The sequence below is a fragment of the Micromonospora sp. NPDC048871 genome (assembly GCF_043198155.1).
Taxonomy (GTDB): Bacteria; Actinomycetota; Actinomycetes; order Mycobacteriales; family Micromonosporaceae; genus Micromonospora.
Map to the genome: position 1 here is coordinate 194,847 of NZ_JBICUM010000009.1, position 11,636 is coordinate 206,482.

The following is an 11,636-nucleotide window of genomic DNA, read 5'->3' on the forward strand; positions in this document are numbered from 1 at the left end:
CCCCACGGGCCCGGCGCACGTCCCCCCCCGCGGCGCGCGGCTCCCGCGCGGCCGGGGCCCCCCCCCCCCGGCCGGGCGCCCCCCCCCCCCGCGCGCCCCCCCCCCCCCCGCGACATGGTGTGCCCCGGCTCACGCGAGTCGGGACGGCCAGGTGGAGCTCAGGTCACTTGAGGGTGACCTTGGCGCCCTCACCCTCCAGCTTGGCCTTGGCCTTGTCGGCGGTCTCCTTGTTGACCTTCTCCAGCACGGCCTTGGGGGCCGACTCGACCAGGTCCTTGGCCTCCTTGAGGCCCAGGCCGGTCAGCTCACGCACGACCTTGATGACCTGGATCTTCTTGCCACCGTCGGCGTCGAGGACGACGTCGAACTCGTCCTTCTCCGGCTCGGCCTCGGCAGCGGCGCCACCGGCGGCCGGACCCGCCATCATCATCGCGGCCGGGGCGGCGGCGGTGACCTCGAAGGTCTCCTCGAACTGCTTCACGAACTCGGAGAGCTCGATCAGCGTCATCTCCTTGAACGCGCCGAGCAGCTCTTCGGTGCTGAGCTTCGCCATGTCTGGCGTCCTTTCCTAAAGGTTTAACTAAGAACGTGGGTGCGCCGTACGGCCTCAGGCCGCCTCGGCGTCTTCCTTCTCGCGCTTGTCCTGAAGGGCAGCCGCCAGACGGGCGGTCTTCGACAACGGGGCCTGGAACAGGGCCGCAGCCTTGCTCAGGTTGCCCTTCATCGCGCCGGCCAGCTTGGCCAGCAGCACCTCACGGGACTCCAGGTCGGCGAGCTTCGTGACCTCGGCCGCGGAAATGGCCTTGCCCTCGAAGACACCGCCCTTGATGACGAGCTTCGGGTTGGCCTTCGCGAAGTCGCGAAGCCCCTTCGCCGCCTCGACGACGTCGCCCGAAACGAAAGTCAGCGCGGTAGGACCGGTGAACAGCTCATCGAGGCCGGAGATGCCCGCGTCCGCCGCGGCACGCTTGGCCAGCGTGTTCTTGGCGACCGTGTAGCTGGTCTCCTGACCGAGCGAGCGCCGCAGCTGGGTGAGCTGGGAAACCGTCAGTCCGCGGTACTCGGTCAGCACGGTGGCACCCGCGCTGCGGAAGCTCTCGGTCAGCTCAGCAACAGCCGTGGCCTTGTCGGCCCGGATCGGCTTGTCCGCCATGTCCCTCCTCTCTCGTTACTCGAGGCTGGTCGCCAGCGCAGGCGGTCGCCTACGACTGGAGCGAGGGCGTCGCGACAACAGAAAAGCCCCGGCGCAGGGCGCACGGGGCGAGATGGGCAACCCTCACCGCAGTCGGCGGACCACGGGATGCTGCCGATGTTCGCTTACCGCCCTGCGCGGGTCGCCCGTCTTCGCGGAACCTTCGACCATGCCGAGGCACGGTGACCAGCGGTCTCTGGGTGGAACTTCACGCACGACAGAATCGTGCGACGTCAACAGGCTACGCGACCCCACCCCCACCCGCCAAATCGCCCCCACCCCCACCCTGCCCCACCCCGCACTGGCCCTGGGCCCCCGGCCCTCGCCCCGCCTTTGGCCCTCCGCCCTGGCCCTCGGCCCACGGCACTCGCCCCGCACTCGGTCCCCCGCCTTCGCCCCGCACTCGGTCCCCGCCCGCCCCGTTGATCATGAGGTTAGCCCGACCATCCGCCGGCACCACCTAGCTGGCGCCCGCCGTATCGCCGAAACGGCGGGGTCAGCCTCCACGGGACACCGCCGTTTCGGCGCAACGGAGTCGATCACGGAGAACGGAGCCGATCACCGCGCTGACCGCCACCGCCAGGGTGCCTGGGTGAGCGCCGAAACGCGCGAGCCCCGGCACACCCTGCGACAAACGCGGAAGGGCCCCGCCACGTACGCGTGGCAGGGCCCTTTCGGTGCGTCGTGCTCAGCTGTCGGCCGAGCCTTCCTGCAGGTTCTTCACCACGTTCGGGTCGACCGGGACACCCGGGCCCATGGTGGTGGTCAGGGTGACCTTCTTGAGGTACTTGCCCTTGGCCGCGGACGGCTTAGCCCGCAGGACCTCGTCGAGCACCGCGGCATAGTTGTCCACCAGCTGGGCCTCGGTGAAGGAGGCCTTGCCGATGATCAGGTGCAGGTTCGAGTGCTTGTCCACCCGGAAGGTGATCTTGCCACCCTTGATGTCGGTCACCGCCTTGGTGACGTCCATGGTCACCGTGCCGGTCTTCGGGTTCGGCATCAGACCGCGCGGGCCCAGGATCCGCGCGATCCGGCCGATCTTGGCCATCTGGTCCGGGGTGGCGATGGCCGCGTCGAAGTCCAGCCAACCACCCTGGATCCGAGCGACCAGCTCGTCGGTGCCCACCTCGTCGGCACCGGCGGCGACGGCCTCCTCGGCCTTCGCGCCGGCGGCGAAGACGATCACGCGGGCGGTCTTACCGGTGCCGTGCGGCAGGTTGACCGTGCCGCGGACCATCTGGTCCGCCTTACGGGGGTCGACGCCGAGGCGCATGGCGACCTCGACCGTGGCGTCGAACTTGGTGGCGGTGGTCTCCTTGGCCAGCTTCACGGCCTCGGCGGGGGTGTAGAGCTTGGACCGGTCGATGACCTCGGCGGCCTTGCGGTAGCTCTTGCTGCGCTGCATGTTCTGTCTACTCCTGTGGTCTCTGGCGGGCCGCGATGCTCGCGCGCCCTCCCACGATCCGTACGGGTCGGTGGTGGCCGAGGTCAGTCGGTGACGTCCAGGCCCATCGACCGGGCGGTGCCGGCGATGATCTTCTCAGCCTGCTCGAGGTCGTTGGCGTTGAGGTCGGCCATCTTCTTCTCGGCGATCTCCCGCACCTGGGCACGGGAAACCGTCCCGACCTTCTCCTTGTGCGGGACGCCCGAGCCCTTCTGCACACCGGCGGCCTTGATCAGCAGCCGGGCGGCGGGCGGGGTCTTCAGCACGAAGGTGAAGGACCGGTCCTCGTACACGCTGATCTCGGCGGGGACGATGTCGCCCCGCTGCGACTCGGTCTGCGCGTTGTACGACTTGCAGAACTCCATGATGTTCACGCCGTGCTGGCCGAGCGCGGGACCGACCGGCGGCGCCGGAGTGGCCTGGCCCGCCGGCAGCTGAAGCGTGAACGTCTTGACGAGCTTCTTCTTCGGAGGCATGTCTCTTCCTGGGGCTTGGAACTGGGAATGGTTCGCACCGACACCACCACCGGGCGCGCACGGTCAGCGCGGGAAGGCAGCGGCGACGTTCTAGGGTAGCGCAGGCGGGTGGCGGCTCACCCACGGAGGTTGCCCGGCGGGCGAGACAGACAGACAACGACCGCTGGCAACGGCCCAGAAGCCATCGCCAGCGGTCGTTGAATCAGATCTTGGCGACCTGGTTGAAGTTCAGCTCCACCGGCGTCTCACGGCCGAAGATCGACACCAGCACCTTGAGCTTCTGCTGGTCGGCGTTGATCTCGCTGATGGTGGCCGGCAGGGAGGCGAAGGCACCGTCGGTGACCGTGACCGAGTCGCCGACCTCGAAGTCGAGGACCTTGATCTCCGGCTTGGCCTTCTTCTGCTCGGTCTCCACCGCCGGGGCCAGCCACTTCAGCACCTCGTCGAGGCTCAGCGGCGCCGGGCGGTCGGCCCGGTCCGTGGCCCCCACAAAGCCGGTGACCCCGGGGGTGTTGCGTACGCAGGAGTACGACTCGGCCGTCAACTCCATCCGGACCAGGATGTAGCCGGGGAAGACCTTGGCCTGCACCTGGGACCGCTTGCCGTTCTTGACCTCGACCTCTTCCCGGGTCGGCACCTCGACCTGGTAGATGTAGTCCTCCATGTCGAGGGAGGTGATCCGGGTTTCGAGGTTGGTCTTGACCTTGTTCTCGTAACCGGCGTACGAGTGCACCACGTACCAGTCGCCGGGCGCGTAGCGCAGCTTCTGGCGCAGCTCGGCGACCGGGTCGTAGTCCTCCTCGGGCGCGGGCTCGGTCATCGCGAACTCCGGCTCGCTGGCGGCCTCGACCGACTCGTCGCCAGCCGCCGTCGCCACCGTGGACTGCTCGTCCGGGGTCTCGGCGGTCTCGTCGTACTCAGGCACGCTCGCTCACTTCCGTCACTATCGGCACAGTCAGCCGGTCAGCTGGGGTTGCCGAACACCCACAGCACGCCCTTCGCGAAAGCGAAGTCAAGGAGGGCCACGATCGCCAGCATCATCGACACGAACGCGACTACCACGCCCGTGTAGGTCAGCAGCTCCTTGCGGGTCGGCCAGATGACCTTACGCAGTTCCGCCACGACCTCGCGGATGAAACGCGCGATGCGGCCGAACAGGCCCACCTTCTCGCCATCGGTACGCGTCTTCGACCGGCTGTCGGCGGAATCCGCCTTGGCCCGCTCCCGGGTGGCGGTGCCGCCCCGGGTTACCGGCTCGTCCGCGTCGGTGGCGTCGTCGTCGGCGCCGTCACTGACGACCTCGTCGTTCAGGCGCTCGTCGTCGGCGTCCTCGCCGCGCCGCTTGTTGTCGGCCACTTCGCCCTCCGTCGCGGGATATCGGGGTCGTACGCGGTTCGCGTACGCGGCGTCTGGTCACGCCAGCCGGACCCAACCGTCCCGGGACGGGCCGCGGCCGGCGGATCTGCCGGAAGGCCCCGATGCCTCGGAACCTCCCCGCCGATGCCACCACCACGGGCCGGACGCCACCTTTCGGTGGCGCGACCCACGGAACGGTCAGGCCTGAGGCGCAGGGGTGACAGGACTTGAACCTGCAGCCTGCGGTTTTGGAGACCGCTGCTCTGCCAATTGAGCTACACCCCTATGCGGCAACGCTCATCCCCCCAGGTCACACGACCAGGCAGGAGTCACTTGCCCCACGGCGGACCAGTGTACGGGTACTAACCCGAGTTTCCCAACCGGTCTGGCCATCGCGCCCTGCGGAGCAGGTCAGCCCGCCGTCCGAACGGTGGCCCGAGCCTGCGACAACACCTTGTCTCCCTGACAGGTCGCGGTGATGTCTAGCCTGGTCAGACCCGCTTCGGTCACCTCGCGGACCACTGCGGTCACCACGATCTCGGTGCCTTCGTCGTCATCGGGAACCACCACCGGGCGGGTGAACCGGACCCCGTAGTCGACGACCGCGTCGGGCGCGCCGGCCCAGGCGGTGACCGCGCGACCGACCAGGGCCATGGTGAACATGCCGTGCGCGATCACCCCGGGCAGGCCCACTCCGGTGGCGAAGCGGTCGCTCCAGTGGATCGGGTTGAAGTCGCCGGAGGCGCCCGCGTAGCGGACCAGGTCCGCCCGGGTCACCCGGAACGTCTGGGTGGGCAGTTCCATCTCAGGCCTCCCCGCGTACGACGAGCTTCATCCAGGCGGTGACCACCGGCTCGCCGGCGGTCGTGCGGACCTCGGTCCGACTGGTCACGAAATCGTGACCACCGCGGCTGGTGATCTCCTCGATGTTGTTGACACAGACCAGCTCGTCGCCGGCCACCACCGGACGGGTGTACGCGAACCGCTGATCGCCGTGGAGCACCCGGCTGTAGTCGATGCCGAGGTCCGGGTCCTCGATCATCTGCTGGTTGGCGGCCATGGTGAGCACGATCGGGAAGGTCGGCGGCGCAACCACGTCCGGGTGGCCCAGGGCACGGGCGGCCTCCGGGTCGTGGTGGGCGGGATCGGTGGCGCCGATCGCACGCGCGAACTCACGGATCTTCTCGCGGCCCACCTGATAGGGGGCGGTCGGCGGATAGGTCCGGCCGATGAAGGAGTGGTCCAGGGACATGCCGCCGAACCTACACGCACAACAAGATCGCCGATCCACGCGGTCGGGAACGGCCTACGGCTGCGCCCACCGGGTGAACCGGCGATCTTCGTTGTTCAGGGTGCCGGGCGATACCCGGCGAGGTTCAGCGCGTCTCGCGGTGAACGGTGTGCCGCCCGTCCCGGGGGCAGAACTTCTTCAGCTCGATGCGGTCCGGGTCGTTACGACGGTTCTTGCGCGTGATGTAGTTGCGCTCCTTGCACTCCACACACGCCAAAGTGATCTTCGGCCGGACATCGGTCGCCTTCGCCACGGCGGAGTGCCTTCCTCGCTAACGGATACAACTACGGCGTCAAAGCCTACGCGCCGCCGGGGCGGACACGCAAAGTGGGCGCCTGTGGCGCCCGTCCCACTGACCACCGGGTTCACCGGCGGCGGAGAGTAGCGGTGGCCGGACTTGAACCGGCGACACAGCGATTATGAGCCGCTTGCTCTGCCATCTGAGCTACACCGCCGTGGTGGGCCCAGCCGGACCCTCTGAGCCCCCTTACGGAATCGAACCGTAGACCTTCTCCTTACCATGGAGACGCTCTGCCGACTGAGCTAAGGGGGCCTGCGCGATCACTCCGTGGCCGCGCAGAGGTAAGAGTACACGGCCATCCCGGGCTGGTGAAATCGGATCCCCGGTGCCAGCGTATGCCCAGGTCAGGGCACTGCGCGCAGGCGCGGCAGCTCCCGGTTGGAGATCGAGTCGGGGTCCACCCGGGCACCGAACCAGGCCTCCAACCGCTCGTACGGCAGGGGCCGGCTGAACAGGAATCCCTGCCCGATCTCGCAGCCGATGTCCTGGAGCAGCTCCAGGGTCAGCTCGCTCTCCACGCCCTCGGCCACCACGGTCAGCCCGAACTGCTGGGAGAGGGTGACCACCGCGTTGACGATCGCCAGGTCCCCCGGGTCGGTCGCCATGCCCTGCACGAAGGAGCGGTCCACCTTGACCTCGTGCACCGGCAGCCGGCGCAGATGGGCCAGGGAGGAGCTGCCGGTGCCGAAGTCGTCCACCGACAGCCGTACGCCCAGATCACGCAGCCGACGCAGGCTCGGGATCGGCCGGTCGGTGCCGTCGAGCACCCCGGCCTCCTCGATCTCCAGGGTCAACAACTGCGGTGGTACGCCGTACTCCGCCAGGAGGTCCCGGACCTGCTCGGGGAAATGCTCGTCGTTGAGCGTTCGCGCGGAGAGGTTGACCGAGACGGCGAGCGCCTGGCCGCCGTGCGCCCAGTCGCGGCTGTGCCGCAGCCCCTCCCGGAGCACGAACTCGGTGAGCCGACCGAGCTGGCCGGTGTGCTCGGCGACCGCGACGAAGTCCGCCGGGGAGACCGTGCCGTGGGTCGGGTGCTCCCAGCGGGCCAGGCACTCCACCCCGACCAGCCGGCGGTCCCGCAGGGTCACCTTGGGCTGGTAGTAGATCTCCAGATCGCCGTTGTCCAGGGCGCTGCGCAGGTCTCCGGCCAGCCCCAGGCGACGCAGCGAACGCGACTCCAGCGCCGGGTTGTACAGCTGCACGCTGCCCGGCACCGACTTCGCGGCGCTCGCCGCCACGTCCACCCGTTGCAGCAGGGTGGCCGGGTCGCTGCCGTGATCCGGATGTACGACGACCCCGACGGCGGTGTCCACGTCCAGGGTCAGGGCGTCGAAGACCATCTCGTCGCGGATCTGCTCGCGGAGCTGACCGGCGAGTTCCACCGCCGCTTCGGCGCTCTCCAGCCGCAGGGTCACCAGGAACTCGTCCCCACCGGCCCGGCCGACCAGGGCGGCCGACGGCACGCAGCCCCGCAACCGGTTGGCCACCTCGGTCAGGACCTTGTCCCCGGCGGCGTGCCCCAGCGACTCGTTGACCTGACGCAGCCGGTCGACGTCGAACAGCAGCAGCGCGACCACCTCACCGGGGGCCCGGATCCGGACCGCCTCGGCTAGCGCGCCGAGGATCCGGCGCCGGTTCGGCAGCTTGGTGAGCCCGTCGTGGTACGCGTCGTGGCGCAGCCGGTCGACCAGGCGGGAGTTCTCCAGGGCGACCGCGGCGTGGGCGCTGACCGTCTGGAGGACCGGCACATCCGCCGGACGGAAGGAGTTGACGTCACCGAGGCGGTTCGCCACCTCCAGGGTGCCGATGACCGCCTTGCCCGACCGCAGCGGCACCACGATCACGTCCTTGGCGGCACGTCCCAACGACTCCCGAAGCTGGGGGTCGGCGGCGAAGCGGCTGCCCACCGCCACCGTCGCCTGACGGGCCACCGCCGCCTCCCGCAAGGCCTGCGGGGTCAGCGCCGAGTCGAGCAGACCGGACTTGCCCTCCTGGGCGGTCAGCAGCACCTCCGGGTGCCGCCCCTGGGCGGGCAACCACAAGGTGGCGTACTCGGCCTGCATGAGGCCGCGGATGCGGACCAGCAGGGCGTCGATGAGATTGCCGTCCGACCCGCTCTCGGTGATCGCCTTGGTCAGCTCGTACATCTCCGTCAGCGTGCGGTGCTGCCGGATGACCTGCGTGTAGGTGTCGTAGACGAGGGCGAACGCCACCGCCAGACCGGCGAAGAGGAGAAGCGCCCACGGCGTGGTCTCCAGGCCGATGATGATCAGGATGCCGATGGAGAGATTGATCGCCACGGTGAGCGACATCGGCGGTACAGCGCGGATCAACTCCCGGCCGGACTGCCAACCCTGCACGACGGAGATCACCGCGACCACGGCGACGAACCCGACGAGGGCGTGGGTGCCGATCGCCGCGAGCAGCAACCCCCAGGTCGCCGGCCCGACATTCTCCGGGGTCGGCAGAACGGTGTAGACCGTCGTGGCCAGGGCGGTCGCCGCCGCCGCGAGGGCCACATTGAACCAGAGCTTCGGCGGCAGCAGCTTGCGGCGCCACTGCACCACCAGAGTGGCCACGGTGTACGCCAATACCACCGACAGCGGTGGCAGCACGAACAGCGCGACGACGAGCGGAATCTCGGTGAAGGTGGTGCCCAGCGCCTGCCGGCGTACCACCACGTTGATGGTGGGAATCGCGGCAATGATCATCGCCGCTGTCAGCAGCAGCGTGAGCAGCCAGTCACCGAGTGCGGGCCGAGCGGTCAGGCCCAGCAGAAGTGAGAAGAGGACCGCACAGAGCGCGAGCGGAGCCGTGATCAGCCAGGCCCGCTCGGTCCGTCCACGAGGAGAGCCAGACCTAGGCGACGTCATGGCTCTCCTCGCGACGTGGGGTGCTCGAGGTGGCGAGCCCGGTCAGGACGGGGAGCGCGTCAGCGCACCTGCGAACCCAACGTCGGCATCTGCCATTCGATGCCGTGGGTCCGAACCTCGAACTCGCTGGCGACACCGGCCGCGACCACCAGACCGGAAACAAGCAGAAGGGAGCCGAGTAGCCGGCCCAGACGGTGAGCAGACATGAGCGCTCCTGGCGGGGTGACGGATGTGCGTAACGGGGCTATCCGATGGTGCCACAGCCAGCCGGGCGGTGGAAAGTTCACAAACCCGATGTCGGTCGGGTTGTCGCCCGACATTGCCCATACGTTCCCCGTCGCACCACTTTCGACCAGGTCAGGGGCGCCATCACCACCGCCTGCCGGAAGAACACACCAACCGCGCATACGTTACTTAGACGGCTTAGCGGGTCTAGCGGACCCACCTTCCGGTCAATGATTTTTATCGATAGTGCTCTATAACATCATCGCGGACGTCCAGTCAATACACCCCCGACGTCCGCCTCCCCCTCCCGGCCGCCGCCCGCCCCGACGACCCGACGCCACTACCGACAGCCAGGCTCAGCCGACCAGGACCAGAGTAGGCGTGACGAACCAGTTCAGTCACCCCCATGAATGGATGATTCAACCGCTCAGTCAGGAAATACACTGTTGAAGCGGCCATGAGGATGTGCTGAGACCCAGCAGAAGCCCTCGCCCACTTCTCCGACCTGTCGCCACCCACAGCCAGTAGCCGGCACAGACAGTCTGCGACTGCCGCTGGGGCTGCGGAACAAGCCAGCCCTACCGAGGAGAACAGGACATCAGCAGCGCACGGGCCAATCGCCGTTCCTAGCACGGGGGCCGGCGGGCAACTGTGGACAGCAACCACATCGGACCGCGGCGCAGCAGCGAGTGCGGGACCGCTGGTACGGCGAGCTGGCGAATCGGTAGGGTCTGGCCGCCCCGGCTGTGCGGGCTGTGCCGCGAAGGCGGGAGGGTCATGGGTCACGGGGAACAAGCTGCACATGACCATGAGTCGTGGGAGTCGCTCGTCTCGGCGGCCCGCGACAGGGTCGGGCAGCGGCATGCAGCGATGATCTCCGACCACGGGCTCAGCGGCGATGCGCAGTACCACTGGTCGATGGACGACGCCACCATCTCCTGGTCACGCGACGGCCGGGACTCCCTCCACGGCCGAATCACGATGATCGGCAGCGTGGACCACGTCCAGCAGACATGGTTGTGGTCCTGGGCCAACGACTCACTCCCACCGGCGGTGCTCGGTGACATCACCGACGTTCGCCGCTACGGAGAAGAACGCTCATTCCCCTTGTTGATGTCGCCGAGCTTCCGTGCCGAGCAGAAGCCGGTGGCGCAGGCCAGGATCGTCGCTGCCGACGTGCTGGCGGCCGAAGGTCTATGGTTCGAGCCCGGCGACGAACTGGACCTGCATTTCGCCATTCACGATCTGCGCCGTGTCTAAGGGGCGACTCCAGCGAGGGCGGGCGGCGTCGATGAACATGCCGCACGATCACAAGTTCGGCGGTTCGCTCGACGCAGCGAACGTCTGCACGGCGTGGAGCAAGCGGTCGAGGAAGGTGGGCAGGTCCGGGGCGACTACATCGAAGCGCGGGTCTTCTGAGGTGTAGATGCCGTCGAGGACCAGGCCCGGTGGGAGTCGGTAGACGGGTGAACCGGCGGGCGTGGCTAACGCGTACTGGGTGCCGCCGCCATCGCTGGCGAATACGACAACGTCGCCGACATGGCGGCCACGTACGTGCCGGAGGTCGCGTGACTCGTGGGTGTGGGCCACGTCCGAGGCCGTGTGCAGGAAGAACCCGTTACCGATGGCCGGTAGGTCGACGGCGCCGACCGTTGCGTACAGGTCCACGAGGTCGTCGGGGATCGCGGGACGGACAGCAGCGATCGGGTCCGGCTCGCGGACGACGTTCTCGCCCGGCGGGTACCCGTAGCGGTCTTCGAAGTCGAGCACTGCGGAGGCGACCGCCTTCCGCAGATCCTCGCGCCAGGTCTGCCCACGTCCAGCCCCGGCGCTCACCGCAGCATGTCTGCAATACCAGTCTGCGGATCCACCGCGATCGACAGCGTGCGAAGCGCGCCGTGGTCGGTCATGTCTCGGGGAGCGAAGTCAAAGACAATGTGCGTCTTGACTCCGTCGAGGGTTCTCACGGAGTCCTGCCGCGAGCCGGCAAGCTCCCATGCTTGGTTCCACCCGCCGCCAAGCCGCCCGGCGAACTCTGCGACGGCGAGTTCTCGCGCACGCTCCATGTCCATGACAACATTCTCGGCCCCGAGGCACTGGCGTGCCGCCCCCGGACGGTGCAAGGACAAAGCGGCGAACGCATGCGACACAGCCAGTGAGACCAACGTAATCGGCCCCTGATCAGCATTCCTGCTGGTCAGGGGCCGTTTCTGCACCTGGTGGCGGGTAGAGGATTCGAACCTCTGTAGCTTTCGCGACGGATTTACAGAGCGCCAAGTTCAAGGCGCCGACCAGGGCAAGTGTGCACTAATCAAGGTCTAGCGACACAAGTACGACACGTCGCCTGCCCACTGGGCACTACCGACAGCCGAGGGACGGCCAGCTAGTACGGCAGCCGCCGTTCGGGATCATGGCTGAAGTTCGAGGTTGAGGCGGCGTGTGTAGTGGGATCGTCGGGCTCGGGCTTGGTGCTGCCGC

At 68.3% G+C, this 11,636-nt stretch carries 14 protein-coding genes and 3 tRNA genes; 1 reads left to right on the plus strand and 16 read right to left on the minus strand.

The features are described 5' to 3' along the window. Positions 1–163: 163 nt before the first annotated feature. The 14 genes from rplL to ACGFIK_RS20640 all read right to left on the minus strand — a co-directional run bounded on the left by rplL (position 164) and on the right by ACGFIK_RS20640 (position 9,139). Positions 164–553 (minus strand): 50S ribosomal protein L7/L12, encoded by a 390-nt coding sequence (gene rplL, locus ACGFIK_RS20575; protein WP_327024024.1) that lies wholly within the window; start codon positions 551–553, stop codon positions 164–166. A gap of 54 nt (positions 554–607) precedes the next feature. Next, a complete protein-coding gene (gene rplJ / locus ACGFIK_RS20580) occupies positions 608–1,153 on the minus strand; it encodes a 50S ribosomal protein L10 (RefSeq protein WP_327024023.1) in 546 nt (181 codons plus the stop codon). Positions 1,154–1,880: 727 nt separating this feature from the next. Beyond that, positions 1,881–2,597, minus strand: a complete 717-nt coding sequence (gene rplA, locus ACGFIK_RS20585; protein ID WP_327024022.1) for a 50S ribosomal protein L1 — start codon at positions 2,595–2,597, stop codon at positions 1,881–1,883. A gap of 83 nt (positions 2,598–2,680) precedes the next feature. Continuing rightward, the gene (gene rplK, locus ACGFIK_RS20590; RefSeq protein WP_327024021.1) at positions 2,681–3,112 is read right to left on the minus strand and encodes a 50S ribosomal protein L11; all 432 of its coding nucleotides are present in this window, start codon (positions 3,110–3,112) and stop codon (positions 2,681–2,683) included. A 202-nt stretch (positions 3,113–3,314) separates the two neighbouring features. Then, complete coding sequence (gene nusG / locus ACGFIK_RS20595) at positions 3,315–4,037, minus strand: transcription termination/antitermination protein NusG (protein WP_102658898.1); 723 nt, start codon at positions 4,035–4,037, stop codon at positions 3,315–3,317. Between the two features lie 38 nt (positions 4,038–4,075). After that, positions 4,076–4,468: a preprotein translocase subunit SecE gene (gene secE, locus ACGFIK_RS20600; protein WP_327024019.1), complete on the minus strand. Its 393-nt coding sequence runs from the start codon at positions 4,466–4,468 to the stop codon at positions 4,076–4,078. A 212-nt stretch (positions 4,469–4,680) separates the two neighbouring features. Beyond that, positions 4,681–4,753 (minus strand) — tRNA-Trp (locus ACGFIK_RS20605). Between the two features lie 126 nt (positions 4,754–4,879). Continuing rightward, positions 4,880–5,272: a MaoC family dehydratase gene (locus tag ACGFIK_RS20610; RefSeq protein WP_327024018.1), complete on the minus strand. Its 393-nt coding sequence runs from the start codon at positions 5,270–5,272 to the stop codon at positions 4,880–4,882. A gap of 1 nt (position 5,273) precedes the next feature. Next, positions 5,274–5,720, minus strand: a complete 447-nt coding sequence (locus ACGFIK_RS20615) for a MaoC family dehydratase N-terminal domain-containing protein (protein WP_327024017.1) — start codon at positions 5,718–5,720, stop codon at positions 5,274–5,276. Positions 5,721–5,844: 124 nt separating this feature from the next. Then, positions 5,845–6,012, minus strand: coding sequence for a 50S ribosomal protein L33 (gene rpmG, locus ACGFIK_RS20620; RefSeq protein ID WP_007073056.1), 168 nt, complete (start codon positions 6,010–6,012; stop codon positions 5,845–5,847). Positions 6,013–6,141: 129 nt separating this feature from the next. After that, positions 6,142–6,214: transfer RNA gene (locus tag ACGFIK_RS20625), tRNA-Met, on the minus strand. Positions 6,215–6,239: 25 nt separating this feature from the next. Beyond that, a tRNA-Thr gene (locus ACGFIK_RS20630) sits at positions 6,240–6,312 on the minus strand. Positions 6,313–6,404: 92 nt separating this feature from the next. Then, positions 6,405–8,933 carry a bifunctional diguanylate cyclase/phosphodiesterase gene (locus tag ACGFIK_RS20635; protein ID WP_327024016.1) on the minus strand — a complete coding sequence of 843 codons (2,529 nt, stop codon included), beginning with the start codon at positions 8,931–8,933 and terminating at the stop codon, positions 6,405–6,407. Positions 8,934–8,992: 59 nt separating this feature from the next. After that, positions 8,993–9,139 carry a hypothetical protein gene (locus ACGFIK_RS20640; protein ID WP_327024015.1) on the minus strand — a complete coding sequence of 49 codons (147 nt, stop codon included), beginning with the start codon at positions 9,137–9,139 and terminating at the stop codon, positions 8,993–8,995. A 796-nt stretch (positions 9,140–9,935) separates the two neighbouring features. On the opposite strand from ACGFIK_RS20640, the gene ACGFIK_RS20645 reads away from it, so the two are divergent. Continuing rightward, entirely contained in the window at positions 9,936–10,418 is a 483-nt protein-coding gene (locus ACGFIK_RS20645; protein WP_327024014.1) for a DUF6882 domain-containing protein, read from the plus strand. A gap of 48 nt (positions 10,419–10,466) precedes the next feature. Here the strand turns inward: ACGFIK_RS20645 and ACGFIK_RS20650 are convergent, their stop codons facing one another. Both ACGFIK_RS20650 and ACGFIK_RS20655 read right to left on the minus strand, forming a co-directional pair. After that, positions 10,467–10,928 carry a hypothetical protein gene (locus ACGFIK_RS20650; protein ID WP_393340676.1) on the minus strand — a complete coding sequence of 154 codons (462 nt, stop codon included), beginning with the start codon at positions 10,926–10,928 and terminating at the stop codon, positions 10,467–10,469. A 62-nt stretch (positions 10,929–10,990) separates the two neighbouring features. Further along, positions 10,991–11,230, minus strand: a complete 240-nt coding sequence (locus ACGFIK_RS20655; protein ID WP_327024012.1) for a hypothetical protein — start codon at positions 11,228–11,230, stop codon at positions 10,991–10,993. Positions 11,231–11,636 lie beyond the last annotated feature (406 nt).